Raw genomic sequence first — 23,176 nt, 5'->3', positions numbered from 1 at the left:
CAGCGTGACATAAACGCCGAGAGAATCAAGAACGCCCTCCGGCGAGCCCGGAGAGAGCCACGTACGCCTTCTCCCAGCCCGGCAGCGAGACCCGGCCCTGCAGCACCGACTCCGGGTCGGCCGCGATCCGGCCGAGCAGCCGGTGGTAGATCCCCGCCATCGCGGCCGTACAGGCCCGGCTGCGGCGGTCCAGCAGCGGCAGCAGCCGCAGGCCGTCCGCGAAGGCCTCCTGGGCCCGCTCGGCCTGGAAGGCGACCAGCCCGGTGAAGTCCGCGCCGACCGGTGGCCGGTTCAGGGCGAACCCTTGTTCGCAGCCGAATCGCACCAGGTCCTCGGTCGGGAGGTAGATCCGGCCGTTCAGCGCGTCCTCGCGCAGGTCACGCAGGATGTTGGTGAGTTGGAGGGCCAGGCCGAGGGTGTCCGCGTACTCGGCGCCGAGCTTCGGGTTCTCGCAGCCGTACACCCCGAGCGAGAGCCGGCCGATCGATCCGGCCACGCAGCGGCAGTAGACCTTGAGGTCCTCGAAGGTCTTGTACTCGACGCCCTTGAGGTCCATCTCGACGCCGTCGATCAGCTCGTCGAAACCGCCCAGGTCGATCGGGAAACGCCGGGCGGTGTCCGCCAGCGCGACCTTGATCGGGTCGGTGTCCTCCTCACTGACGGTGCCGAGCCGGATCTCGTCCAGCAGCCCGCGGGTCTGCCCGAGCAGCTCGGCCTTGCGCTCGGCCGACAGCTCGCCGTCGCCGATGTCGTCCACCCGGCGGGCCAGGGCGTAGAGCGCGGACATGCCGAGCCGCTTGGGCTCGGGCAGCAGCCGGATGCCGTAGCTGAAGTTCCGGGCCTGCAGGGCGGTGACCGCCTCGCAGTACCGGTAGGCCGCCATGACCGGGGCCGAGGCCAGTGGTGATGCCGCCACGCGGGCGTTCACCTTCCCTTCGCGAAGATTGCCGCCGCCTTCACCGCGAGGCGGCGCTTGTCCGGCTTCGCCTGCACGGCGAGCACGTCGTACCCGGCGGCCTCGATGGCCGACAGGGCCGCGTACCCGCCCGCGGTGAATCCCGCGAGCAGCAGACGGAGCCTTCCCCGAACCGTACCCACCAACGGAGCGCCGCGGTCGAGCAGGGTGCGCGCCCGGTCCGCCTCGAAGGCGATCAGCTCCCGGACCCGGGCGTCGGCGCTGGGCGCGGCCAGGTCGGCCTCGGTCACGCCGAACCGGTCCAGGTCCTCGGTGGGGAGGTAGATCCGGCCCCTGGCGAGGTCCTCGGCCACGTCCTGGAGGTGCTCGGCGATCTGCAGGGCGGTGCAGATCGCGTCCGACAGGACGATCTGTTCGGGGGTGCCGTGACCGGCCACGGCCAGCACCAGCCGGCCGACCGGGTCGGCGGAGAGCGTGCAGTAGCCGAGCAGGTCCTGGTAGGTCGGGTAGCGGGTGGCGGTCTGGTCCACCCGGTTGGCCTCGATCAGCCGGCGGAACGGCTCCGGGGTGACCGGGTGACGGTCGATCAGCGGGACCAGGGCACGCATCAGCGGGTGCCGGGGGCCGGTCGACTTCGGGTCCAGCGCGGCGCCGAAGGCCCGGTCCAGGTCCGCTTCGAGACCGTTCAGCAGGGCGAGCCGGAAGCCCTGGTCCGCCGGGGTCCCCGCGACCCCCAGCAGCTCTGCCACCCGCTCGGGCTCGGCCAGGTCGCCGTCCCCGGCGTCGTCCACCAGCCGGGCGAACCCGTAGATCGCCATCAGGTCGGCCCGCCAGGCCGCGGGCAGGAACCCGGGGGCGACCGGGAAGTTCTCCAGGTCCGCCTTGCCGAGCGTGCCACCGTCCGTCGGACTGTCAGATTGCCTTGAAGTCACCACTGCCGTCACTCCCCCGTTCTACACCGCTGTCGGGCAGCCAGCCCACCCGGACACGGCCAAGGGGCCGGTTCCGGGTTCACCCCGGGCACCGGCCCCCCACCGTTCGGCCCACCACTCAGTGGTTGGCGTTCTCGTACTCCTTCATGACGTCCTCGGTCGAGCCGTCCATCACCAGCTCGCCCTTTTCAATCCAGATGGTCCGCTCGCAGGTATCCCGGATCGAGTTGTTGTTGTGGCTGACCAGGAAGACCGTGCCGGCCTCCTTGCGCAGCTCACGGATCCGGTCCTCGGAGCGGCGCTGGAACTTCTGGTCGCCGGTGGCCAGCGCCTCGTCGATCAGCAGCACGTCGTGGGTCTTGGCCGCCGCGATCGAGAACCGCAGACGGGCCGCCATGCCCGAGGAGTACGTGCGCATCGGGAGCGAGATGAAGTCGCCCTTCTCGTTGATGCCCGAGAAGTCCACGATGTCCTGGTAGCGGGCCTTCACCTCGGCCGGGGACATGCCCATCGCCAGGCAGCCCAGGATGACGTTGCGGTCACCGGTCAGGTCGTTCATCAGCGCGGCGTTCACGCCCAGCAGCGAGGGCTGGCCGTTGGTGTAGATGGCACCGCGCTCGGTCGGCAGCAGGCCGGCGATGGCCGCCAGCATGGTCGACTTGCCGGAGCCGTTCGAGCCGATCAGGCCGACCGCCTCGCCCCGGTACGAGGTGAAGCTGATCCCCCGGACGGCGTGCACCTCGCGGATCGCGGGCGAGCGCTTCCTGGAGATGATCCGGCTGAGCGCCGAGGTGGCGCTGCCCTTGCCCGAGCCGGCGCCGTGCACCTTGTAGACGATGTGCACGTCGTCCACCACCACGGTGGGGACGCGGGCGTCCTGGGTGTTCGTCATGCCGACCCCTCGGGTCTCGGTGATAGCGGTGTCAGCCACGGCCGTACTCCTCCTCTGCCTTCCAGAAGAAGACGAAGCCGGCCACGCCGGCGACGACCGCCCAGCCGAGCGCGATCAGCCAGACGTGCTGGGGCAGCGCGTGCTTGTTGTAATCGTTCGGCATGAACGCGTAGCGGATCAGGTCCATGTACACCGAGGCCGGGTTCATCCGGAACAGCACCTGGAAGAACGTGGGGAACTTGTCGACCGCGTTCTGCACGCTGTACATCACACCGGAGGTGTACATCCAGGTGCGCAGCAGGAACGGCATCAACTGGGCCATGTCACTGGTCTTGGCACCGATCCGGGCCATCGCCAGCGCCAGGCCGGTGTTGAAGACGCACTGCAGCAGCAGGGCCGGGATCACCAGCAGCCAGGTGATCGTGGGCAGCTGGAAGAACAGCACGATGAAGACCAGCACGACCATCGAGATCAGCAGCTGCTGGAGCTGGATGATCGTGAAGGCGATCGGCAGCGCGGCCCGGGGGAAGTGCAGGGCCCGGATCAGCCCGAGGTTGTCGGAGATCGACCGGGTGCCGGCGAGCACCGCGCTCTGGCTGAACTGGAAGACGAACACACCGATGCAGAGCCAGGCAATGTAGTCGGTGACGCCCTGATTGCCCTTCATCATCACGCCGAAGACCAGGTAGAACACCGCGCAGTTGAGCAGCGGCGTCAGTACCTGCCACACCTGGCCGAGTTTGGCCGTGGTGTACTGCGCGACCAGTCGCGCGGTGGCGAACGCGACGATGAAATGGCGCCGGGCCCACAGCTCTCGCACGTACTGGGAGAAACCGGGCCGCTTGCCGCTCACCGACAGGCCGTACTTGGCCGCGAGCTGCTTCGGGGTCAGACCCGCGTCAACGCCGCCGGGTGCGGAGAAGTTGACGGAGTCACTCACTGTCGACACATTCGTCCTTCACGGGATCGGATAACCAGGCTTCCGCCGAGGGGGAGCGGCGGAGGTCCGGGCAGACCCACCGAAATCACGGGTGGATGTTCCGGTCCGGCGGCGGGGGGCCACCGGAAGCTTTCTGCGATCAGATGATTGGTGGTCGGCCCATCCTGGTCAACCGCCATACCGTATGCCATCGCATCGGCTTGCGCGGACCGCACTGTTCGCGCCAGCCGGCCCGGAATCCGCCCAGCCAGGCCTTGATCGCCGCACCGGATGGGCGGCGGGCCAGGGTGAGCAGCATCCAGACTCCCAGGTAGAGAGGCACCAGAGGGGCCGGAAGGTTCCGTCGCGCCAACCACACCCGGTTCCGGGCCACGTTGTGGAAGTACGTGGCGTGCCGGGCCGGGGAGGTGGTGGGGTGGAACAGCACCACGTCCGCGCGGTAGTCGATCAGCCAGCCGGCGTCCTGTGCGCGCCAGGCGAGGTCGGTCTCCTCGTGCGCGTAGAAGAACTCACCGGGCAGCTGGCCGGCCTGCGTGAAGACCTTGCTCCGGACGGCGCTGGCGCCGCCCAGGAAGGTGGTCACCCGGGACGAGCGCAGCGGGTCGCTGGCCCGCAGCCGGGGGACGTGCCGACGGGCCGTCGCCCCGGTCACCGGGTCGGCGATCCGGAACGAGACGATGCCCAGCTGCGGGTCGTCCTCGAACGCCCGGCGGAGCAGCTCGGCCGAGTCGGTGTTCGGCAGCAGGCCGTCGTCGTCCAGGAAGAGCACCGCGTCGACGTCGCAGCCGTCCTGGCCGAACAGCTGGATGCCGACGTTGCGCCCGCCGGGGATGCCGAGGTTCTCCGGCAGCTCGACGGAGCGGACGTCCGCCGGGAGCGCGGGCAGCGGCGCGCCGTTGCCCACCACGGCCAGCTCGACGGCCGGGCCCTGCTGGTTGCGGACCGAGTCGATCAGCGCGTTCAGCTCGTCCGGGCGGTTGCCCATCGTGATGATGACGGCGCCGAGCCGGAAGCCGTCGCTCATCGCAGCCTGCTGGAGAGCACGATGCTGAGCAGGTGCAGCACGGTCTGCAGCATCGCGATCGCGGCCAGCACGACCACCGCGAGCCGGGTGAAGAACAGGTCTCCGGCAACCGCGTCGGCGATCCCGGCGGCCAGGATCAGCAGCGAGGCCTCGACCGCACCCACCAGGCGGTGGAACTTCAGGAAGGCGGCGGCCTTGCGGGCCTTGGCCACCCCGGCGGAGCGCGGCACGGCGGCGGCGTCCTCCACGGCGGTCAGCCCGCTGCGGGCCCGGGCCACGTCCACCAGGTCGGTCTCCGACTTGATCAGGATGGCGCCGAGCGCGGCGAGCGTGCCGAGGAAGGCCCACTCCCAGTGCGAGGCGCTGCCCTGACGGTGGAACAGGTCGGTGGCCCGCAGACCGAGGCCGGTGAGCAGCGCCGCCTCGGACATGTAGTGGCCGACCCGGTCCAGGTAGACCCCGGTCAGCGAGGTCTGCCGGCGCCAGCGGGCCACCTCGCCGTCGACACAGTCGAGCAGCAGGTACACCTGGATCAGCACGGCGCCGAGGACCGCACCGGCGAGGCCGGGGATCACCAGCGCGGCACCGGCCAGAATGCCGGTGAACATCATCAGGTAGGTCAGGCCGTTGGGCGTGATCGCCGTGACGGTGGAGAGCACCCGGGTGATCCGCAGCGAGATCCTGCGCATGTAGAGGCGCCCGGCCCAGTGCTCCGCGCTACGGCGCTGGAGCATGCCCTCGGGGTGGATGACGGCGCGCAGCTCCTCGATCGAGGGGCGGCGGGTCAGATCGACCTCGGGGCGGTCAGCTGTTGACGGCTTGGACATAGTCGGCGTACGAATCCCTGATGTCAGAGGGGGAGAGGTCCAGGTGTTCCAGGATGGTGAACCGTCCCGGACGGGTGTTCGGAGCGTAGTGCACCGCCTTGGTGAACTCCTCCTCGGTGAAGCCGATCTGATCCGCGGTCACCGGCAGTCCGTGGAACCGGAGTCGGTCCACGATCAGGCCGGTGAGCTCGCGCTCGCCCCGCAGGAAACTGGCGAAGGCCGCGCCGAGGCCGACCTGTTCGCCATGCTGGGCCGATCGCTTGGGGAAGAGCACGTCCAGGGCGTGCGAGATCTCGTGACAGGCACCCGAGGATGGACGGGTGCTGCCAGCGATGTTCATCGCGATGCCGGACAGTACCAGGGCCTCCGCGAGCGTGGTGAGGAGGTCCCGGTCCTCCAGCGAACCGGGGTGCCGGAGCAGGTTCTCCCCCGCCGACCTGGCCATCGCCACGGCCAGCCCGTCCACCGGCTCGCCGGTGACGGAGTGCGAGAGCTCCCAGTCCGCGCAGGCCGAGAGATTGGAGACCACGTCGCCGATCCCGGCCGCCACGAAGCGCGGCGGCGCCTGCCTGATCACGTCCAGGTCGACCACGATGCCGATCGGGCTGGGCACCCCGTAGGAGCCCCGCCCGGCGTCGTTGTCGAGGGTGGAGACCGGGGAGCAGATGCCGTCGTGCGCCAGGTTGGTGGCCACCGCAACCAGCGGCAGGCCGACCCGGGCGGCGGCGTACTTCGCGGCGTCGATGATCTTGCCACCGCCGAGCCCGACCATGGCGTCGTAGTGCCCGGCCCGCATCTGCTCGGCCAGCCGCACGGCGCTGTCCAGGCTGCCGTCGCCCACCTCGTACCAGTCCGCGCCCGGCAGCGCGGGCTCCAGCCGTTCCCGCAGCCGGGCGCCGGAGCCGTTGCTGATCGCGATCGCTATCCGCCCGGAGGCGGACAGCCGCTGGTCCGCCAGGATGCCGCCGAGCGCGTCCAGCGCGCCCGGGCGGATCTCGACGAAGACCGGCGAGGGCACCAGTCGGGTCAGTACTGGCACGCGATCTCCCGCGCCCTGGCCAGGTCGGCGTGGTTGTCGACCTCGACCCAGGAGACCTCGCCGATCGGCTGCACGTCGATCCGCAGGCCGCGGTTGACCATCTCCTGGTAGCCGTCCTCGTAGTAGAGCTGCGGGTCACGCTCGAAGGTGGCCTTCAGGGCGTCGCTCAGGTCGGCGGCGGCCGAGGGGTTGATCACCGTGACGCCGATGTACTCGCCGGTGGCCTCCTCGGGCTCCATCAGCTTGGTGATCCGGCGCATCCCGGTGACCGGGTCGACGATCACCTTCATCTCCTCGTCGGCGAGCTTCTTCACCGTGTCGAGGGCGAGCAGGATGCCGGGGGCGTGGCCCTCGGTCAGCAGCCGGTCGTTGCCGTCCAGCATGGTGCGCTGCACCGAGGCCGGGTGCACGGTGTCACCGTTGACGAGCAGCAGGCCCTCGCCGAACAGGTCCCGGGCGCACCAGAGCGAGTAGGCGTTGTTCCACTCCTCGGCCTTGTCGTTCTCGACCAGGGTGAGCTTGACGCCGTACTTCTGCTCCAGGGCGTCCTTGCGGTCGTACACCGCGTCCTTGCGGTAGCCCACCACGATGGCGGCCTCCCGCAGGCCGACCTCGGCGAAGTTGCCGAGGGTCAGGTCCAGGACGGTCCGCTCCCCGTCCACCGGCACCAGAGCCTTCGGCAGGGTGTCGGTGTACGGGCGCAGCCGGCGGCCGGCGCCGGCTGCCAGAACGAGGCCGATCATGCGGTGTCTCCTGACTCGTCGTGCAGGGTGACGGGCAGCACCCGGCTCTCTGCCCGCCGGTCGCCCATACCAGCCAGCCGGCCGGTGCTCCGGTGCCGCCACGCAGGCGGTACACCGTGTCGTAGTGATGGTAGGCGACTGCGGCGACCAGCCCGAAAGCGGTGGGCGGCGCCCCGGTGTCCGGTCGGGGGGCGGCGACCGCGGGCGCGGCGTGGACAGCGGAACTCACCCCAGAACCGGTCGCGCCGATCGAGGCTACCGGACGAGGTTTCCCGGCCTGGCCGAACCGATCATCACTCCGGCCCGTCGACCCCGACCCGGCAATGCTCAGAAAACGGCGCGATCGGACCGCAGTCGATCACTGATCGAACAGGCTCTCTGATCATCCGGCCCTTCCATGTCCTCGTGTGCGTCGCGCCCATTCGGGTAGCAAGCCATACGGCAGACTGGCTCCGGGCGCCCGCGCGGCGTTCCGGTTGGGCCGGCCCAGCCCTCGCCTTCCCCTGGTCCCCGTTTCCGAAAGAGGCCCCATGCCCGAGACCCGACCGACCGGTCAGACCCTGCTCGCCGAAGAGAGTGGCGTCGCCCCGACTCCTGCGGAGATCCTGCTGGAGCTCGTCGACGACGAGGGTGTGACCATCGGCACCGCCGAGAAGCTCTCGGCCCATCAGCAGCCGGGCCGGCTGCACCGGGCGTTCTCGGTCTTCCTGTTCGACCGCCAGGGCCGGATGCTGCTCCAGCGCCGCGCCCTGACCAAGTACCACTCCCCCGGCGTCTGGTCGAACACCTGCTGCGGCCACCCGTACCCCGACGAGCAGCCCTTCGTCGCCGCCGCCCGTCGCACCGCCGAAGAGCTGGGAGTCGCTCCCGCCCTGCTCTGCGAGGCCGGCACCGTCCGCTACGACCTGCCCGACGAGGCCACCGGCCTGATCGAGCGCGAGTGGAACCACCTCTTCGTCGGCCTGGTCACCGCCGACCCGAAACCGGCTCCGGACGAGGTCGACGACACGATGTTCGTCACGGCGGAGGAGCTCAAGGCCCTGGAGGCGGAGAAGCCCACCTCGGTCTGGTTCCGGACGGTCTTCGAGGCCGCCCTCCCCGGCATCCGCGAGATCGCCGGACGGGACTGGTAGGCGAGCCTTCGCCCTGGGGTCTTCCCGGGGTCTAACGCCGGGGGTGCCAGTCGCCCCCGGCGTTCCCGTCCCGGCGCTGCCGGGGCACGGGCAGCGGGAGCGAGGCCCAGATCACCTTGCCGCCCTCGCCGGTCCGCTCCACGTCGCACACTCCGCCGGCCTGCAGCGTCACGCTCTTCACCAGCAGCAGCCCCCGCCCGCCGAGCTGCCCGAGGTCGCTCTCCAGCGCCTTCGGCCGGTACGGGTGCCCGTCCTCCACGGAGACCCTGACCCAGCCGTCGTCGATCACCAGCTCGGTGGTCAGCTGCGGGGACAGCACCGCGGCGTGCGTGACCGCGTTGCTGACCAGCTCGGAGACGATCAGCAGCAGGTCGTCGATCAGCTCCTGGTAGTCCTGCCCCGCCATCCCCTGCGCCAGCAGCCGGTCCCGCACCGCATGCCGGGTCTGCGGGACGGAGGCCTCGTGCGTCACCGCCGAGAACCGCCAGATCCCCTGCACCGGACCTGCACTCGGCCCCCTGGTCGGCACCGCCGTCAGCCGTCTCGTCACTGGCTCGGCCGGTCCTCTGGTCTGCTCCACGTCAAGCCGCCCTTCGCACTGGACCACCGAGGCTAGGAGAACGAAAGTCAGCAGCGGCTCAGCGACTGCAACTTGACGCGGCGTGGCGTGTCCCGACCGTTCCACGACCGATCCTGACTGATCCCATGCACCTTCAGGTCGGCCACCGACGGAACATTCACGACCCCGACGGCTCCTCCACACCTGCCGGAGGCACCGCCTCCACCTCCCCCTGCCTCCAGTGCCCCTCACCCGCCCCTCCGTCCGTTCTGCACCGATCCGTCCCCCTCCCCCGCTCGACACCCCCACAGCCACCCCGGAGCCGGAAGAAACGCAGGTGAGAAGCACTCCCACAGCCTGGTAGTGTTCTCTCTGTCGCCAAGGGGAACAGCACGAAACACCCCAAGGCACACACCCTGTCCGGGTGGCGGAATGGCAGACGCGCTAGCTTGAGGTGCTAGTGCCCTTTATCGGGCGTGGGGGTTCAAGTCCCCCCTCGGACACCAGCTAAGACCCCACTTCACGTGGGGTTTTTGCTTTTCCGGGCTCCGTGCAGTGGTTGTGTGACCCACCGCGTGACCCACAGGAATGATCTTGCTCTAGATCAGCGCAGCGAGACCCATGCGCCTTGCACTGCCAGCGGCCAACTTCACAGCCCCGGCCTTACTGCGATGCCCGTACTTGGTCACCGTGCACCGGGCGAGTGGTGCCGGGCGTTGGCCGACACCTCCACCGGGTTCTCTCCCGCTTCCAGATCGTTGCTGATCCGGCTGTGCCGCAGGTCGTGGATGCGAAACCCTCCGGCAGGTCGAGCCTGGCCCGCACGGTCCGCCAACGGGCCGAGACCTTCTCAGGTCCTGCGGACCTCCTGCCCTGCCTTCCTTGCGCAGCATGAAGCCGTCACGTCCATGACGCCCCGGCCCACGTAGATCAGGGCGTTGTCGTCACCATCCTTAGTGAGCCTGCGCAACCGGAACGCGTTGCCCGCCTCCACCACCACCCATTCCAGTTCGATGGCACCCCTATCCCAGTCGATCAGGGACCACTTCATGCCCAGGCCTCACTTCGCCACAGGCCGGTCGCGGCGCAGACGGCCCACAGGGGAACGCCACGCAGTCAGCGGTAGAACGGGCCGCACTTGCTGTTGCCGCACGGCTCCCAGACCGAGGCGAGGAAACGTGCCGTGTCGGAGTCGTCCACGCTCTCGAACCGCTTCTCCGGGGCCCGGATCTGACGCTTGGTCGGCGGATTGCCGTGGCCGGCGGGTTCACCGGGTTCACCGGGTTCAGCTTGGGCCCCGCCGCACCCAGGGCGGCCGGCAGGATGTTGCGGACGTGCCTCACGAACTTGGCCCCAAGCGGCTTGCCCTTGTTGGTCGGACACGGGGCCGTCTCCAGCATCCGGCAATGGTCGTCCAACATGTCGTCAGTCACCTCCCCGGACTTCACGTCACCTATATGGGGCTTGATGGGCAGCCGGGTCTTCGTCTCGTACCCGACCATCGTCGTCTCTCCTTCCGGCAGTTGGCCCGCCACCGATCAAGGTGGTCAGCAACACCCCAGGCTCTTTGGACTCCGGCCCGTCGGCGACGCGGTGGATCACGCCCACCTCTTAGTCAGCCCCCGACATGACGCACTGTCAGGCGATCGGGCTGGTGCTGACCATGTCAGGCGCCCTATCCCACCTGACCCCTGACGCTCCGTCAATCGGTACATATGAGTGAATTAATTCATTCGTCTATCCGTCTGTGATACGCCCCAGCACACACGGGGATAATGTCTAAATACATACAGGGAGGACCCACCGGGGGCGGCTTCCTCGGACCGTGTACGGGTATGAATTTTTCACAAGGGCACAAGCTCACAGGCGCCCACGTGCCGCCCCTGCGACCCTGGCGGCGACGAACGGGGCCCATGGGCCCAACTAGGCTCCTCTGGAGGGCATTTGGGGCTTCCTGTGGCTCCCGACGTGCCTTCAGTGGCCCGTGAATGAATGAATTTGAAGCCCGGAGTGCTCCGCGGCACCCCTCAGTGTGACCTCGACCGCACTTTCGGAGAAGATGGCCGGTTAGAGAGCCTCAGGACACATACATCTTTAGTGAGGGGGTTATATATGCCCCCTCACTTTCTCTCAGAACAGCAGAAAGCCCCCTCCTTGAGAGAGAGGGCTCCTGTGAGAGTCCGAGACTAGGCATTGGGTCGCCTAGCGATGAATTAGGCAGTATCTGATGATCCTGCATCCATGCTGAGCGGGCCCCGGACCCTTTCGGGCACTCTACGCGTGGCCTCACGGCTGTTTCAAGATCGCTGAGGATGCCGGGGGTCGGTGAGCGTCGGCGTGTCCGGGGCTGAAGCAGGACGGAGCTCCGGTAGAACGAGGGTTCTGATGGTAAGCAGCAGTCGATGCCGCCTCATGAAGACACGAGCCGTGCGCTGTGCGGGTGAAGTAATGCGGCGGGTCGAAACCAGCCGCCGTCGGCGACGTTCGATCGGGCCCACGATGGGAGCATGACACGCCCCATGACTCCAGCCCGCCCGACGGCCACTCAGCTCACGAAGCGCATCCTCAAGGCGGTGATCGCTGCCCCGCTCAGCATCGTGCTGCTGAGCGCGACCATGGCGGTCGCAGGGTGCGGGAGCAGTGGCGGGAAGAGCACCCCGTCCGAACAGCCAAGTAGTAGCAGCTCAGCGACCGGGAAGAGCACCCCGTCCGGACAGCCAAGTAGTAGCAGCTCAGCGACCGGGAAGAGCACTCCATCCGGACAGCCAAGTAGTAGCAACTCACCGTCGGTGAGCGGTGAACGCGCCGACCTCGTTTCAGCCAAACTCGATGACCGTTCCCAGGCGGGTCTCACGATCGTCTGGGCTGTCGCCAAGGTCCAGAACCACAGTTCCAAGACCTCGAACTACAGCATCGGCTACGAGGTGGTGAGGAACTCCAACAATGAGCAGGTCTGGAGCAGCAGCTGGTTCTTCTCCAACGTGTCGGCGGGGCAGCTCGCCACGCAGGAATCGCCGGTCAACATCCCTACAGGGGAAAAGGCGACATCCTTCCACATCAACATCACTACCTTCGACCGCACTGCCGCGACGGGATGAATCATAGGTAGGTGGAGCTTGTCACAATCGTAGTCGCCTTGAACTGCAGGGCTTGAGAAGCATTGAGCGGTCATTGGGCCTGATGCTCCTCAAGCCCTGTCCTGCTCTCACCCCTGACGTGCGAGCTGCTCCAGTAGCTGCGCCGCACGGCCGTGCCGTGACGCGTGGCCTTGAGTCCTGGGGCCCGAAGGTCGACCTACACCAGCACTCCAACCTTCGTCTCTTCCACGACCCAGTTCAGGGCCTCGGTGATCCTCTGCTTGGTGACCACCAGATGCCTCCTCCTACCCCGCAGGCCGGCCCCACTGGGGCCTGCGGTGAGAGTCACCAGTCCTTCAGTGCTGACCGGCCCCGCGTAGGGCCTGAAAGCCTCTGATGGGGCCCCTAGCAGGCCAATCTGACGCTGAGGCGACTCGGTCAACTGAAGCAGCTCCCCGCGGGCTATGGCCACCCTCAGGTACACGCGCACGGTCTCATCTGTGACCCCCATCGAAGCAGCCATGGAGGCTACGGCCCAGGTCCTGGAGAGCAGGCAAGAGGGCTCGTCTCCTTCGAGGTCGCGCACCATTTTGACCAGCATTTCCATGCTGAAAACTCTAGTGCGCCCCAGACTTCTCAAGTCAGGTTGGTGACGCGAACGAATCCCAGACTGCGCAGCCCTTCGGTCTGGCAGAGGGTGTCGGAGGCGCCGCCGACTTCGGTCTGAAGCAGCTGGTAGGCAGCGCCATGCGTAGCCCCCCAGCGCATGGCGGCCCGCCAGAGGTCTCGGCCGAGGCCCCTCCCCCGATAGTTGGGCAGTACGGCGAAGTACTGCGGCAGGAGTCGGGAGCGGGCCTGATTGTCGAGCATGGTTTCCATGGGGCCAATGGCCCCGCAGACGCGGCCGTCGGCAACCGCCATCAGTACCGGCCCAACGGCGCGGGCCTGCATCTGCTCACGCAGGAACGTGAATCCCTCGGAAGCCATCTCCTTGGCGAAGGCGGCGAACGTCACCTGCACCTCAGGGAGTTGATTGCCGAGGTCCGTGATACTGGGAACGGGGATCGTCGGGTGGTCGGCTGTGAACTCCCGAAGCTGTATCCGCGTGCACGTGCCTTCGGCCGCCGGCCCTTCCGGAGGCAGGAAGCTGATGACCCTGGCCTTCGCGGCGCCGTGCATCGCGGCGAGCTTCGCCGCCAACTCGGCGCCCTGGTCGATGCCGTCGGGGCCGTCGCCGTAGACGTGGACCTTGAGCAGACCGGTTCCGCGGTGGGTCAGCGTGGGAATCAGCACCAGGCCCGGCCGCTGGACCAGGTCAAGCGGGAGGACCTGCTCCACCTTGGTCGCCGACCAGCGTTTGTCCTTGTCGTACGGCAGGAAGGCCCCTCGGGAGCCCGCCACGCCGATCACGTCCGCGAACAGCTGCGGGGTGAGGCTGCGCGGGTGGACAGGTCCGAGGGTCGGCACGTACGGCACGGTCATCGCCGTGGTCAGCCAGTCCCATTCAAATCGCATGTGGGGAACGCTACTTACTGGTGACCGGCAGGCCCCGTTGGCGGGGCCTGCCGGGTTGCACCTATCGCTAGAAGGGGTTGTCGTCGCCTGCGTTGCAGGCGCACTTCGTGGACTCGGCGAGCACGTCCAGGTCGTCAACCAACTCGATCTCGACAACGCTGGTGCGGGTCGTGCCGAGCTGGATCAGGGTTTCGGGCTTCATGCGGACACCTCCTCTCGGGGTCGGCCGTGCTGGCAGTAACTTGCCAGTGGTGCCTTCGCCTCCTGGTAGAGCTTGGCCATCGGCCGGCAGACCCCGCAGGAGCCGGACAGCTGACAGCCGGAGCACCCACCGGTGCGAAGCATGAGGGAATCGGCGATGGCGCCGAGCTTGCGCAGCCCGGTGACGCCTTCGGCGATCAGGTCCACGTTCGGGTCGCGGCCAACCTTGCAGATCGACGCAATGCCGTACGGGTCGGAGTGGAAGAAGGTGTGGCCCGCGTTGCAGCCGGAGAACACCTTGCGCTGGCGAAGGTGCTTGGCCGACTGGGCGGGAAGAGTCTCCCCACCTCCGTAGATCGTCGGAGCCATGTTGACGTAACTGTTGTGCTCCAGGCCCCAGTTCTCCGCCATGGTGACCATCGCGGCCTCTTCGTCGGCACTGTGCTCGGTGACCACCAGGTTCAGGCGCATCGGGATACCGGCTTCCAGGGCCGCGGCCATCCCCTTCTGGAAGGTGGCGAAAGAGCCCTTACGCCGGGTCAGGCCGTCATAGCTGGCGGCGCTTGCCCCATAGACGCTGACCACAACGCGATAGGAAGGCATCCGGGTCAGGGCGTCCAGGATCTTCGGCTGCCACAAGCGGGAACCGTTGGTGGAGACCGTCACCATCATTCCCAGCTCGTTGGCCAAGGTGTAGGAGTCCACGAAGTCCCGGTCCACGGTGGGCTCGCCACCGGTGATCTGCAACCACAGCACCCCAGCCTCCTGCATGGTGTGCAGGAGCCTGGCCTTGCCGTCCATGGGCAGGCCCTCGAACTTCTTCTCGCCGAGGTAACAGTGCTCGCAGTCGTAGTTACAGCCGAGGTTGATCTCCCACGACGCGCGGCTGTACTGCGGGTCCGCCTTCGAACGAACAAGCAAGTAGTCACGGGTGGGACGGCCGGGAGCGAGGTCCATGGCCCACCGCTGGCGGGCGGCCTTGATGAGCCATACCGGAGCCGGTTCACCGGCCTCCGTACTCCGCTCCAGCTCGGCGAACTCCCAGGGCGGAACCTTGACTCCCGCCGTGCTGCCGGGATTGACGATCAGGTACTCGTCCAGGAACCTGCTGCCGATCAACGTGTGCATGTTGCCTTCCTCTCCTGAGGTGGCCATCGGAGCCCGCAGGGGGCTGCCCGGCTGACGACACCTCGTGGGGTCGTGTCAGCCGGAAATTGAAGGGAGCTACCCGACGCGCTGACCGTCGGCGAGAGGGTGAGTCACAGACCCTTCGTGAAGCAGCTCCAGGGCGGCCGTGATCCGGGCACGTTGCTTGGGCGCGGTGAACCGGTGCATGTCGGTCGGACGCACCCAGTGCCCGCCCCGAAGCCGGGACTCCTCCGGCGGGGGGACATGCATCCGCGCCATCTGTCCCGGAGTCAGCACACCGCCGTCAAAGATGAAGTTGAACCCCTCCGGCCACCGGTTCGCCGGGACGTGATCGAACGTAATGAGCCGGTACACGTCCAAGACGAGCCCGGTCTTCGCCGCCAGGTGGCGGGCCGCCGCCTCGTTTGGGGACTCGTCGGGCAGGGCGCTACCGCCCGGCAGGATCATGCCGTCCCTGTACGTGGGGTCGAGGAGGTAGATGCACCCGCCAGCCTCACGAAGCAGCACCAGCCCGGAAACCCGTCGGGGTGACGGCTCGCTCAGGATGAGCGTCGGGTCGGGGTCAACAACAGTCGCCAACTTCCTTCTCCTTGCTTGGTGATGGCCCGCTCCGGCCATAGGCGGGGGAACCCCTGTCGATGAGTGACAGCGGCCAGAGCGGGCGGTCTGTGGGGTGGCACAGTTGAGCGGTGTCCGTGCTACCCGCGAGCGGTCAGCAGCCAGGCGAGCACGGCGAACACCAAGACCGCCGCGATGGCGTAGGACCAGGTCTCGGCGCGGCTGGTGCTGCGGCGCCTGCTCCGTTCCTGACCCTCCTGGTACTCCTGCATCATCTGGTCCGCCATGGCCTCCCCGAGGGAGGCAGGATCGTCCACGCGAGATTCACGCCCCGTCCGATTTGGGCGTCCAGCAAGGGGCACCGGCCGGGAACTGCCGGGCTCTCACACATATAGCGCCCGCACTCGCCGCAGTGCCGTGATTGGCGAGTGGCACCCAGCGACCGATCCGAGGGGGCTGCTGTCTTCGAGCCTGGCGCACTCCGTTGAAGAAGCCCCCGAGCCCGTAGGCCGACGTGGCATAACTGTCCATCAGCCAGCCCGCAGTTCAGCCGGCCTCCGGCTTTCCGGACCTTCACGGTGCTGCGGACACTGACAGTCGGGCCACAGGCCCGAAGTGGGGAAGCCCGAACCGTCCGACTCTGCCCGGGACACCTCCGTCCGGGTGCCGTCAGGCTGCACGCGGTAGACCACCATCGTGAGCCTGGTCCTGCCACCGCCGTACGTCGTCAACCGAGCCTCCCAAGGTCTGCGCCGGGTAGCCGAACAGCTCCCTGTCGTTGTGGTGATACGGCTCCACCTCGCCGTGCGCCCGTGTGAGCGGCCGGTACTCGGACCTCGACCACAGCTCCAAGTTGCAGCTGTAGAGGCCCACTTCGACCACTAGGAGCGGCGCCCGAAGGGGCGTGAGGCCCCGGGCATCCGACACCAGGTCGCCCACCTCCGGCCGCCACTCCACAGGGGCGGCTTCGGGGATGAAGGCGATCGACGCCGCAAGCGCTATACGCCGGGGCGGGGTGGTGCTGGTCATTGGAGCCTCCAAATGATCGGGATTGCCGCTCAGCGGGCCATCTGCACCGGTTAACTGACAGACAGTCAACTGCCGACTACCCGTGTGAGAACATCACCTAGGCGGTATGCGCATGCGGATATGCGCCTGCTGCATACGGATGCCGGGTGTTGAGGGTGGGGCTGGTGGACTTCCAGGGCGCGCTTCGAGAAGCCTCACGTGTAGGTGACTACGGCAAGGTCATTGAATTGGGTCGCAGGCAGCGACGGCTAACGCAGCTCCAGTTCGGTCAGGCGGTGGCGCTCACGCAGTCAGCGGTGTCTAGGCTGGAGAAGCGGGGCGCGGCTGGCGCCTACGACGTGGCACTTCTCAGTCGAGCAGCTGCATACCTCAACATCCCCGCCGGGCTGCTAGGTCTGGCGGACAGCTCATCGGGAACAGACCCAGTGGAACGACGCGGATTCGTAAAGGGCGTGGCCTCTGTCGCAGCCGCGCCGATGCTGGCTGCGCTCCCGGGCATCCGGGAGGACGTCGGGCAGGCAGCTGCTTTACGACTCAGCACATCGGCATACCGCAGGTTGGATGGGTCAACCCCCTCTCGCGACCTCGCTGACGCGGTTCGTGGTCACATCCAGCTCATTCAACGACTAAGCCAGAGCAGCTCCAGCCGCTCAAAGTTGGCAACCGTGGGCAGCGAGGCATCATCGTTCGCGGGCTGGCTCGCATGGGACATGGGCGATCACGGGTCTGCCCGTTCCTGGTACGGCCAGGCCATCAAGGCAGCGCAGGCCGCCAGTAGCCCCCTACTGACTGCCTACCAGGTTGGCTCCCTGGCGCAGTTCGAGGCCCAGGCCGGGAATGCCGTCCAGGCCCTCAACCTTGCAGCGCGGGCGCGCAAAGTTCTTGGTACCGAATGCCCTGCGGTTGCAGATGCGTGGCTTGCCAGCGTCGAGGCCCTCGCTCATGCGGCCGGTGGTGACCAGCACCGAGCTGATCGCGCCCTCGTACACAGCCGAGCGGTGGCCGCCAAGCTCGGCTCAGAGGAGTCACCTCCTTGGCCTTGGGTCTTCGTCTTCAACGAAGCGAAGGTGGCCGCTGCTCGGGTCACCTGTGGGGCGCAACTTGGCCTTCCTGAGTGGGTACTGAGTCAGGATGGTGCGGCCCTTGCCACAGGGCACTCCAAGCAGCGGGCACTGTTGATCTTGGATATTGCTGCGGGAAACCTGGCTGCTGGTCGAGCTGAGGCGGGCTTCGCGCTGGCCTCAACCGCACTTGACGTAGGACTGGAGTACCGTTCTGGCCGAATCGTAGAGAGGGCTCGGGCCTTCCGAAGGTCCTTCAACAGCTCGTCTCTGCCGAGGGTCGTGCGTGACTTCGATGAACGCCTTCACGACGTCTACCTGTAGGAGGGGCTTATGCGAATCGGAATCACTGGGCATCGAGGACTCAGCAGCGAGGTAGAGAGCCAGGTTCGGGCCCTACTGGAGGCTGAGGTCGAAGATCATGACCCGGAACTGGTCGGCGTGTCGTGCATCGCTGACGGTCCGGATTCCTGGTTCGCCGAGATCGTGCTTGCACACGGCGGCCGCCTAGAAGTCGTCATCCCGGCTGAGCAGTACCGTGAATCGCTTCCAACGGACCACTATGAGACGTACGACAGCCTGATGCGGAGTGCTTCCGAGGTTCACCGCACCGGGATGGTCGAGTCAGATTCCGCTGCTCACATGGCTGGCAGCGAGGTCTTGGTTGGCCTGGTTGACGAGGTGCTTGCTGTCTGGGACGGGCTCCCAGCCAAGGGATTCGGCGGGACTGCGGACGTGGTTGCCTATGCGGAGCGCTGCGGCGTTCCGGTTCGGGTCCTGTGGCCCGACGGCGCTTCCCGATAGGTCGTGACCGCCGGCGCGTGGGCAGCGTTCGCCACATGGACAGCCACCTTCGAGGCCTGGCTAGTGCTGTGACCGCATTGGTTTGCCGGGTTGGTGGTGGTGAGGGCCAGTCCGGTTGGATGTGGGCGGACATCCGATGTGGTGCGGGAGGCGTGGTGGCGGAGCCGGTCAGGGTTCGGAGGCTGACCGATCAGGAGGGTCAGCAGTTACAGCGGATCGTGCGTCGGGGCAGTACGAGTTCGGTGCGCTACCGGCGGGCGATGATGGTGCTGGCCTCGGCCGGCGGGAACCGGGTTCCGGTGATCGCACAGCTGGTGCAGGCCGACGAGGACACCGTGCGGGACCTCATTCACCGGTTCAACGAGATCGGGCTGGCCTGCCTGGACCCTCGCTGGGCGGGAGGCCGTCCCCGCCAACTCAGTCCTGACGACGAGAACTTCGTCGTCCAGACGGCCACCACCCGCCCGGCCAAGCTCGGGCAGCCCTTCACCCGCTGGTCCGTCCGCAAGCTCGCCGCCTACCTGCGCCGGGTCCACGGCCGGGTGATCCGCATCGGGCGCGAGGCCCTGCGCTGCCTGCTCGCCCGACGGGGCGTCACCTTCCAGCGGACCAGGACGTGGAAGGAGTCCACCGACCCCGACCGGGACACCAAGCTCGACCGGATCGAGCACGTCCTGGAGCGCTTCCCCGAGCGGACGTTCGCGTTCGACGAGTTCGGGCCGCTCGGCATCCGCCCCACCGCGGGCACCTGCTGGGCCGAACAGAGCAAGCCCGACCGCCTGCCGGCCACCTACAAGCGCACCCACGGCGTCACCTACTTCCACGGCTGCTACTCGATCGGCGACGACACGCTCTGGGGCGTCAACCGCCGCCGCAAAGGCGCCGCGAACAGCCTGGCCGCCCTCAAGTCGATCCGTGCTGCCCGCCCTGATGGCGCCCCGATCTACGTGATCATGGACAACCTCTCCGCGCACAAGGGCGCCAAGATCCGGCAGTGGGCCAGGCGCAACAACGTCGAGCTGTGCTTCACACCGACCAACGCGTCCTGGGCGAACCCGATTGAGGCCCACTTCGGGCCGCTGCGGCAGTTCACCCTCGCCAACTCCCACCATCCCAACCACACCGTCCAGACCCGGGCACTGCACCGCTACCTGCGCTGGCGCAACAGGAACGCGCGTCACCCCGACATCCTGGCCGCCAAACGCCGAGAACGCGCCCGCATCCGCAGCGAAAAGGGCATCCGCTGGGGCGGACGACCCGCTCTCGTCGCGTGACCAAGCAACCCGGCGAACCTATGCGGTCACAGCACTAGCCCCGCTCACATTCTCGTGCCACGGCTGCTACGCCGGCCGTGGTCCCGCCCTGGCCAGCCCACCGATTGGCCGCTGGGTCACGTGACCCACGCGTGACCCACAGCGGCCTGGAACGGCCAGAAATGGACAGGACTCACGGGTAAGACGGACCGTCAACCCGATGGCACAGCAAAGCCATTGCAGCAGGTCAGAGGCCTAGGAGCCTGGTGCCCGAGTGGAGAGTTCAAGTCCCCCCTCGGACACCAGCTAAGACCCCACTTCACGTGGGGTTTTTTGCTTTCCCGGCGGTGGGGTGACCAACAGCCGCGCGATTCCCTTGTATGCCCGTACTTCGTCATCGTGTGGCCGGGCGAGTGGTGCCGGGTGCGTCGGGGGCGGAGGAGCTGCTGATCCAGCGGTCGAGAACGGGCAGGACGACGCTCTCGCGCGGGTGGACGGTGGGCGGGTGGGGGCCTGGACCGGGCTGCCGCGAGCCCGGTTGAGGCGTTCGGCTCGGTTTCAGTGGCGGTCAGGTCCGGCGGGCGGGGCGGCGGGGCGGGCAGCTGCGAGGCCGTGGACGAGGGAGCCGCCGAGCAGGGTGTGGCTGGGCCGAAGGCTGTCGAGGGTGTTCTCGGGGACGGTCGTGGGGTCGTCGGGCCAGATCGTGAGGTCGGCGAGGCGGCCAGGGGTGAGCTGCCCGCCCCCCCCCCCCACGGGGTAGTCCGATCCGGCCGAGACGTCCGCGCCCGCGTCCAGCCACTCGCGTGCGGGGAACAGCGCGGCCACCCGCTCCTTGCCCCAGTACTCGGACTGAATGGCGGCGACGTCGTGGAGCAGTGGCTGTTGGATGGTCACCGGGATACCCAAGTGCACTGCCCGGCGCCGCTGTTCCCGGTCCGCGAGTCCGCCGTGCTCCATGACCAGCGTGCCGTGGGGCAGGCCCGGGATGCGGTTCTGCACGCGCTCGAACAGGTCGAGGAGCGCACGCACGCCGCGGTCCCCGTAGGCGTGGATGCCGACCCGCCAGCCGCGCCGCACCACCCGCTCCACAGCAGCCTCCAACTCTGTTGGATCCCAGGCGAATTGACCGGTATATCCGGGAGTCGGACAGTGCGCCGGGCAGTACGGGGCGTCCAGTGCGCCGGATTCGATCCCGCCGTCCAGCCAGAACTTCACCCCCCACACGCGCAACCAGGGATCGTCGACGTGGCGCCATGCCTCCATGCCGTCGAGGAGCTCCTCGACCTGCCGCACCGTGGTGAAGCCGATGGTGCTGAGCAGCACCCGGACCCGGCAGCCGAGTTCGCCGCTCTCGCGGAGCTGCTGGAGCGCGGCCAGGTCGGCCGGGGAGGAGTTGGTGTCGCGTACGGTGCCGATGCCGGTCGCCGCGTAGGCGTGCGAGGCCAGGCGCAAGCCGTCCAGTTTGGTCGCCGGATCGGGCTTGGGCAGCTGCGGCCGGACAAGCGCCAGACCGCCGCGCAGGTGGCCGTCGGGTCGGCCGTCGGCCGTGCGGCTGATGCTGCCGCCCACCGGGTCGGGGGTGTTGGCGTCGATCCCGCACAGGCGCAGCGCGTAGCCGTTGAGGACCTGGTTGTGCACCCCGCGCAGCACGAGCACCGGATGCCGGTCGGTCGCCCGGTCGAGCTCGGCCGCCGTCGGGAAGCGGCGTTCGGCGAGGTTGAGCTCCTGCCAGTGCCCGGCGGTGCGGATCCACTCACCCGGCGGCGTCCGGTCGGCCCGGGTGCGGATCAGCTCGAGGAGCTCCTGGATGGAACGGGCACCGTCCACCGCCACGTCATGGGCGCTGTCGGCGGCCGCGATCAGGTGCGTGTGCGTGTCGTCGAAGGCCGGCAGCACGGTCGAGTCGGGCAGGTCCAGCACCGTCGTGGTCGGACCGACGAGGCTGTCGAGCCCGTCCACCGCCTCCGACACCGCGAACACCCGCTCGCCGCGCACCGCGAGCGCCCGCTGCGGTTCCTGGCCGGGGACAAGCGTGTGTATGCGGCCGGCGCGCAGCAACACGTCCGCGAACGGCGGGATGGACGACGGCACAGGGGCCTCCAACGGCTTCGACCCGAACATGGTGCTCCGCAGCGGCGAATGGTTTCAAGCGGTCGCGGGCCGGACCAGGCGCTCGTCCGGAATGACCGCGACGCCGAGGATCTCGATCATGGCCTCGGGCTGCCACAGCCCCGTGGTGCCGATGCCGGCCATCGCGGGGTAGACCGGGCCGGCCAGCTCGCGCCACACCTGCCCGATCTCCTTGCCGTGCGCCTGGTAGTCGGCGATGTCGGTCAGGAAGAGCGTCACGCTCACCAGGTCCTGCGGGATGCCGCCCGCCTCGGCCAGTGTCGCGAGGACGTTGCCGAATGCCTGCCGGAACTGCTCGACGATGCCGCCCGGAACGATCCTCATGCTCTGGTCGAGGGCCGTCTGGCCGCCCAGGTGGAGCGTGTTGCCGCTGAGCGTCCCGTGCGAGTAGCCGCTGGGCGCGGGCAGGGACGCGGGGTTGACCGGAACCGGTGTCAGGTCGGTCGCCATGGAGGGCTCCTGCAGGACGGGAACTGGGTGGCGTCACCGTAACATCTATTGACAGTCTCGTGACGGTCGTAGAAATAATGAAATACAAGATGCCGGGCAGTACGAAGGAGAGGAACGGTCATGCGCCTCGCGACCGTCGCCCATGCGGCCGGTACGAACGCCGCGGTGCTCGACGGGGACACCTGGCGAGCGCTGCCGGCCACCGACCTGTCGGAGTTCCTGGCGGCGAACTCGCAGGTGCCGGCGGCCGCCCTGGCAGGTGAGGCGATCGACGGCGCTGTGCCGGTGCTTCCGCTGCCCGCGCCCCGCAAGGTGATCTGCTGCGGTCTGAACTATGCCGATCACATTCGGGAGACCGGACGCGAACTGCCGGCCCACCCCACGCTCTTCACCAAGTACGCCGACAGTCTCACCGGCCCCGACGCCGACCTCGTCCTGCCGCCGGGCCTGCAGGTCGACTGGGAGGCCGAGCTCGCCGTCGTGGTGGGCACGACCCTGCGCCGCGCCGACCGGTCGACCGCTCTCGCCGGGATCGCCGGCTACACCGTGGCGAACGACATCTCGGTGCGCGACTGGCAGTACCGCACGTTGGAGTGGTTCCAGGGGAAGGCCTGGGACGCCTCCACTCCGGTCGGTCCCGTAGTCGTGACGCCGGACGAGATCGACCCCGCCGAGGGTGTGGAGGTGATCTGCCGGGTCAACGGCGAGCAGGTCCAGCGCGACAACACCCGGACGCTGGTGTTCGACCCGGCCGACCTGCTCGCGTACATCTCGACCTTCACCGTGCTGCGCCCGGGCGACCTCGTGCTGACCGGCACGCCCGGCGGCGTCGGGGTGGCCCGGGAGCCCCAGCGCTTCCTCGCCGACGGCGACGTCGTCGAGACCGAGATCCCCGGCATCGGCAGGCTGCGCAACACCGTGCGGTTCATGAGCTGACACCGCAC

The 23,176-nt window shown here is 68.2% G+C and carries 25 protein-coding genes, 1 tRNA gene and 1 pseudogene; 6 read left to right on the top strand and 21 right to left on the bottom strand.

The genetic code is table 11. The features are described 5' to 3' along the window. Positions 1 to 25: 25 nt before the first annotated feature. From hpnD to ACXJMZ_RS18080, 9 genes and pseudogenes are all read right to left on the bottom strand, one after another. Positions 26 to 883 carry a presqualene diphosphate synthase HpnD gene (hpnD, locus tag ACXJMZ_RS18120; protein WP_457031107.1) on the bottom strand — a complete coding sequence of 286 codons (858 nt, stop codon included), beginning with the start codon at positions 881 to 883 and terminating at the stop codon, positions 26 to 28. 41 nt (positions 884 to 924) lie between these two features. Further along, positions 925 to 1,851 carry a squalene synthase HpnC gene (hpnC, locus tag ACXJMZ_RS18115; protein ID WP_457031083.1) on the bottom strand — a complete coding sequence of 309 codons (927 nt, stop codon included), beginning with the start codon at positions 1,849 to 1,851 and terminating at the stop codon, positions 925 to 927. A gap of 115 nt (positions 1,852 to 1,966) precedes the next feature. Beyond that, on the bottom strand, positions 1,967 to 2,740 hold the full coding sequence (locus ACXJMZ_RS18110) for an ABC transporter ATP-binding protein (protein WP_457031106.1): 774 nt from the start codon (positions 2,738 to 2,740) through the stop codon (positions 1,967 to 1,969). Between the two features lie 31 nt (positions 2,741 to 2,771). Beyond that, entirely contained in the window at positions 2,772 to 3,689 is a 918-nt protein-coding gene (locus ACXJMZ_RS18105; RefSeq protein WP_457031082.1) for an ABC transporter permease, read from the bottom strand. Between the two features lie 130 nt (positions 3,690 to 3,819). Next, positions 3,820 to 4,704: a glycosyltransferase family 2 protein gene (locus ACXJMZ_RS18100; protein WP_457031081.1), complete on the bottom strand. Its 885-nt coding sequence runs from the start codon at positions 4,702 to 4,704 to the stop codon at positions 3,820 to 3,822. Next, positions 4,701 to 5,438, bottom strand: a complete 738-nt coding sequence (locus tag ACXJMZ_RS18095; RefSeq protein WP_200948435.1) for a CDP-alcohol phosphatidyltransferase family protein — start codon at positions 5,436 to 5,438, stop codon at positions 4,701 to 4,703. Before ACXJMZ_RS18095 ends, ACXJMZ_RS18100 begins: the two co-directional genes overlap by 4 nt. 70 nt (positions 5,439 to 5,508) lie before the next feature. Continuing rightward, on the bottom strand, positions 5,509 to 6,570 hold the full coding sequence (locus tag ACXJMZ_RS18090; RefSeq protein ID WP_457031080.1) for an iron-containing alcohol dehydrogenase family protein: 1,062 nt from the start codon (positions 6,568 to 6,570) through the stop codon (positions 5,509 to 5,511). Then, positions 6,558 to 7,313, bottom strand: coding sequence for a phosphocholine cytidylyltransferase family protein (locus ACXJMZ_RS18085; protein WP_457031079.1), 756 nt, complete (start codon positions 7,311 to 7,313; stop codon positions 6,558 to 6,560). The genes ACXJMZ_RS18090 and ACXJMZ_RS18085 overlap by 13 nt, the downstream gene beginning before the upstream one ends. Positions 7,314 to 7,365: 52 nt before the next feature. Beyond that, positions 7,366 to 7,506, bottom strand: a pseudogene (locus tag ACXJMZ_RS18080) (DUF5941 domain-containing protein); the annotation flags it as partial. 337 nt (positions 7,507 to 7,843) lie between these two features. Here ACXJMZ_RS18080 and idi point away from each other — a divergent pair. Then, positions 7,844 to 8,446 (top strand): isopentenyl-diphosphate Delta-isomerase, encoded by a 603-nt coding sequence (gene idi / locus ACXJMZ_RS18075; RefSeq protein ID WP_457031078.1) that lies wholly within the window; start codon positions 7,844 to 7,846, stop codon positions 8,444 to 8,446. A gap of 31 nt (positions 8,447 to 8,477) precedes the next feature. Here the strand turns inward: idi and ACXJMZ_RS18070 are convergent, their stop codons facing one another. Further along, positions 8,478 to 8,996 carry an ATP-binding protein gene (locus tag ACXJMZ_RS18070; RefSeq protein ID WP_457031077.1) on the bottom strand — a complete coding sequence of 173 codons (519 nt, stop codon included), beginning with the start codon at positions 8,994 to 8,996 and terminating at the stop codon, positions 8,478 to 8,480. Positions 8,997 to 9,423: 427 nt separating this feature from the next. On the opposite strand from ACXJMZ_RS18070, the gene ACXJMZ_RS18065 reads away from it, so the two are divergent. Next, a tRNA-Leu gene (locus ACXJMZ_RS18065) sits at positions 9,424 to 9,511 on the top strand. A 344-nt stretch (positions 9,512 to 9,855) separates the two neighbouring features. Here ACXJMZ_RS18065 and ACXJMZ_RS18060 read toward each other — a convergent pair. Further along, positions 9,856 to 10,056, bottom strand: a complete 201-nt coding sequence (locus ACXJMZ_RS18060) for a hypothetical protein (protein ID WP_457031076.1) — start codon at positions 10,054 to 10,056, stop codon at positions 9,856 to 9,858. A gap of 1,738 nt (positions 10,057 to 11,794) precedes the next feature. On the opposite strand from ACXJMZ_RS18060, the gene ACXJMZ_RS18055 reads away from it, so the two are divergent. Continuing rightward, positions 11,795 to 12,103: a hypothetical protein gene (locus ACXJMZ_RS18055; protein WP_457031075.1), complete on the top strand. Its 309-nt coding sequence runs from the start codon at positions 11,795 to 11,797 to the stop codon at positions 12,101 to 12,103. A gap of 196 nt (positions 12,104 to 12,299) precedes the next feature. Here the strand turns inward: ACXJMZ_RS18055 and ACXJMZ_RS18050 are convergent, their stop codons facing one another. The 8 genes from ACXJMZ_RS18050 to ACXJMZ_RS18015 all read right to left on the bottom strand — a co-directional run bounded on the left by ACXJMZ_RS18050 (position 12,300) and on the right by ACXJMZ_RS18015 (position 17,523). Beyond that, entirely contained in the window at positions 12,300 to 12,689 is a 390-nt protein-coding gene (locus tag ACXJMZ_RS18050; RefSeq protein WP_457031074.1) for a hypothetical protein, read from the bottom strand. A 29-nt stretch (positions 12,690 to 12,718) separates the two neighbouring features. Beyond that, the gene (locus tag ACXJMZ_RS18045; protein WP_457031073.1) at positions 12,719 to 13,597 is read right to left on the bottom strand and encodes a GNAT family N-acetyltransferase; all 879 of its coding nucleotides are present in this window, start codon (positions 13,595 to 13,597) and stop codon (positions 12,719 to 12,721) included. A 67-nt stretch (positions 13,598 to 13,664) separates the two neighbouring features. Further along, positions 13,665 to 13,799, bottom strand: a complete 135-nt coding sequence (locus ACXJMZ_RS18040; protein WP_457031072.1) for a hypothetical protein — start codon at positions 13,797 to 13,799, stop codon at positions 13,665 to 13,667. Further along, positions 13,796 to 14,926 carry a radical SAM protein gene (locus ACXJMZ_RS18035; protein ID WP_457031071.1) on the bottom strand — a complete coding sequence of 377 codons (1,131 nt, stop codon included), beginning with the start codon at positions 14,924 to 14,926 and terminating at the stop codon, positions 13,796 to 13,798. Before ACXJMZ_RS18035 ends, ACXJMZ_RS18040 begins: the two co-directional genes overlap by 4 nt. 96 nt (positions 14,927 to 15,022) lie before the next feature. After that, positions 15,023 to 15,526 carry an NUDIX domain-containing protein gene (locus tag ACXJMZ_RS18030; protein ID WP_457031070.1) on the bottom strand — a complete coding sequence of 168 codons (504 nt, stop codon included), beginning with the start codon at positions 15,524 to 15,526 and terminating at the stop codon, positions 15,023 to 15,025. Positions 15,527 to 15,645: 119 nt separating this feature from the next. Next, a complete protein-coding gene (locus ACXJMZ_RS18025) occupies positions 15,646 to 15,792 on the bottom strand; it encodes a hypothetical protein (protein ID WP_457031069.1) in 147 nt (48 codons plus the stop codon). Between the two features lie 382 nt (positions 15,793 to 16,174). Continuing rightward, complete coding sequence (locus tag ACXJMZ_RS18020; RefSeq protein WP_457031068.1) at positions 16,175 to 16,534, bottom strand: hypothetical protein; 360 nt, start codon at positions 16,532 to 16,534, stop codon at positions 16,175 to 16,177. A gap of 782 nt (positions 16,535 to 17,316) precedes the next feature. Next, positions 17,317 to 17,523, bottom strand: coding sequence for a hypothetical protein (locus ACXJMZ_RS18015; protein WP_457031067.1), 207 nt, complete (start codon positions 17,521 to 17,523; stop codon positions 17,317 to 17,319). A gap of 405 nt (positions 17,524 to 17,928) precedes the next feature. On the opposite strand from ACXJMZ_RS18015, the gene ACXJMZ_RS18010 reads away from it, so the two are divergent. Both ACXJMZ_RS18010 and ACXJMZ_RS18005 read left to right on the top strand, forming a co-directional pair. Further along, positions 17,929 to 18,399, top strand: coding sequence for a hypothetical protein (locus tag ACXJMZ_RS18010; protein ID WP_457031066.1), 471 nt, complete (start codon positions 17,929 to 17,931; stop codon positions 18,397 to 18,399). 155 nt (positions 18,400 to 18,554) lie between these two features. After that, positions 18,555 to 19,673, top strand: a complete 1,119-nt coding sequence (locus tag ACXJMZ_RS18005) for an IS630 family transposase (protein WP_457031065.1) — start codon at positions 18,555 to 18,557, stop codon at positions 19,671 to 19,673. Between the two features lie 537 nt (positions 19,674 to 20,210). Here ACXJMZ_RS18005 and ACXJMZ_RS18000 read toward each other — a convergent pair. Together ACXJMZ_RS18000 and ACXJMZ_RS17995 are read right to left on the bottom strand one after the other, a co-directional pair. After that, complete coding sequence (locus ACXJMZ_RS18000; protein WP_457031064.1) at positions 20,211 to 21,743, bottom strand: amidohydrolase; 1,533 nt, start codon at positions 21,741 to 21,743, stop codon at positions 20,211 to 20,213. Between the two features lie 54 nt (positions 21,744 to 21,797). Beyond that, positions 21,798 to 22,232, bottom strand: coding sequence for a RidA family protein (locus ACXJMZ_RS17995; RefSeq protein ID WP_457031063.1), 435 nt, complete (start codon positions 22,230 to 22,232; stop codon positions 21,798 to 21,800). 120 nt (positions 22,233 to 22,352) lie between these two features. On the opposite strand from ACXJMZ_RS17995, the gene ACXJMZ_RS17990 reads away from it, so the two are divergent. Beyond that, positions 22,353 to 23,168 carry a fumarylacetoacetate hydrolase family protein gene (locus ACXJMZ_RS17990; protein WP_457031062.1) on the top strand — a complete coding sequence of 272 codons (816 nt, stop codon included), beginning with the start codon at positions 22,353 to 22,355 and terminating at the stop codon, positions 23,166 to 23,168. Positions 23,169 to 23,176: the final 8 nt, after the last annotated feature.

Source organism: Kitasatospora sp. P5_F3 (genome assembly GCF_054049135.1).
The sequence above is the reverse complement of the archived record's forward strand: the minus strand, read 5'-3'. Positions and strand labels throughout refer to the sequence as shown.

Coding starts and splice junctions, on each gene's coding strand:
- ACXJMZ_RS18095 (WP_200948435.1), bottom strand. CDS start 5,438: ATGCTCCAGCGCCGTAGCGCGGAGCACTGGGCCGGGCGCCTCTACATG.
- ACXJMZ_RS18025 (WP_457031069.1), bottom strand. CDS start 15,792: ATGGCGGACCAGATGATGCAGGAGTACCAGGAGGGTCAGGAACGGAGC.
- ACXJMZ_RS18110 (WP_457031106.1), bottom strand. CDS start 2,740: ATGACGAACACCCAGGACGCCCGCGTCCCCACCGTGGTGGTGGACGAC.
- ACXJMZ_RS18050 (WP_457031074.1), bottom strand. CDS start 12,689: ATGGAAATGCTGGTCAAAATGGTGCGCGACCTCGAAGGAGACGAGCCC.
- ACXJMZ_RS18040 (WP_457031072.1), bottom strand. CDS start 13,799: ATGAAGCCCGAAACCCTGATCCAGCTCGGCACGACCCGCACCAGCGTT.
- hpnD (WP_457031107.1), bottom strand. CDS start 883: ATGGCGGCCTACCGGTACTGCGAGGCGGTCACCGCCCTGCAGGCCCGG.
- ACXJMZ_RS18035 (WP_457031071.1), bottom strand. CDS start 14,926: ATGCACACGTTGATCGGCAGCAGGTTCCTGGACGAGTACCTGATCGTC.
- ACXJMZ_RS18045 (WP_457031073.1), bottom strand. CDS start 13,597: ATGCGATTTGAATGGGACTGGCTGACCACGGCGATGACCGTGCCGTAC.
- idi (WP_457031078.1), top strand. CDS start 7,844: ATGCCCGAGACCCGACCGACCGGTCAGACCCTGCTCGCCGAAGAGAGT.
- ACXJMZ_RS18085 (WP_457031079.1), bottom strand. CDS start 7,313: ATGATCGGCCTCGTTCTGGCAGCCGGCGCCGGCCGCCGGCTGCGCCCG.
- ACXJMZ_RS17995 (WP_457031063.1), bottom strand. CDS start 22,232: ATGGCGACCGACCTGACACCGGTTCCGGTCAACCCCGCGTCCCTGCCC.
- ACXJMZ_RS18060 (WP_457031076.1), bottom strand. CDS start 10,056: ATGAAGTGGTCCCTGATCGACTGGGATAGGGGTGCCATCGAACTGGAA.
- ACXJMZ_RS18010 (WP_457031066.1), top strand. CDS start 17,929: ATGCGAATCGGAATCACTGGGCATCGAGGACTCAGCAGCGAGGTAGAG.
- ACXJMZ_RS18020 (WP_457031068.1), bottom strand. CDS start 16,534: ATGACCAGCACCACCCCGCCCCGGCGTATAGCGCTTGCGGCGTCGATC.
- ACXJMZ_RS18100 (WP_457031081.1), bottom strand. CDS start 4,704: ATGAGCGACGGCTTCCGGCTCGGCGCCGTCATCATCACGATGGGCAAC.
- ACXJMZ_RS17990 (WP_457031062.1), top strand. CDS start 22,353: ATGCGCCTCGCGACCGTCGCCCATGCGGCCGGTACGAACGCCGCGGTG.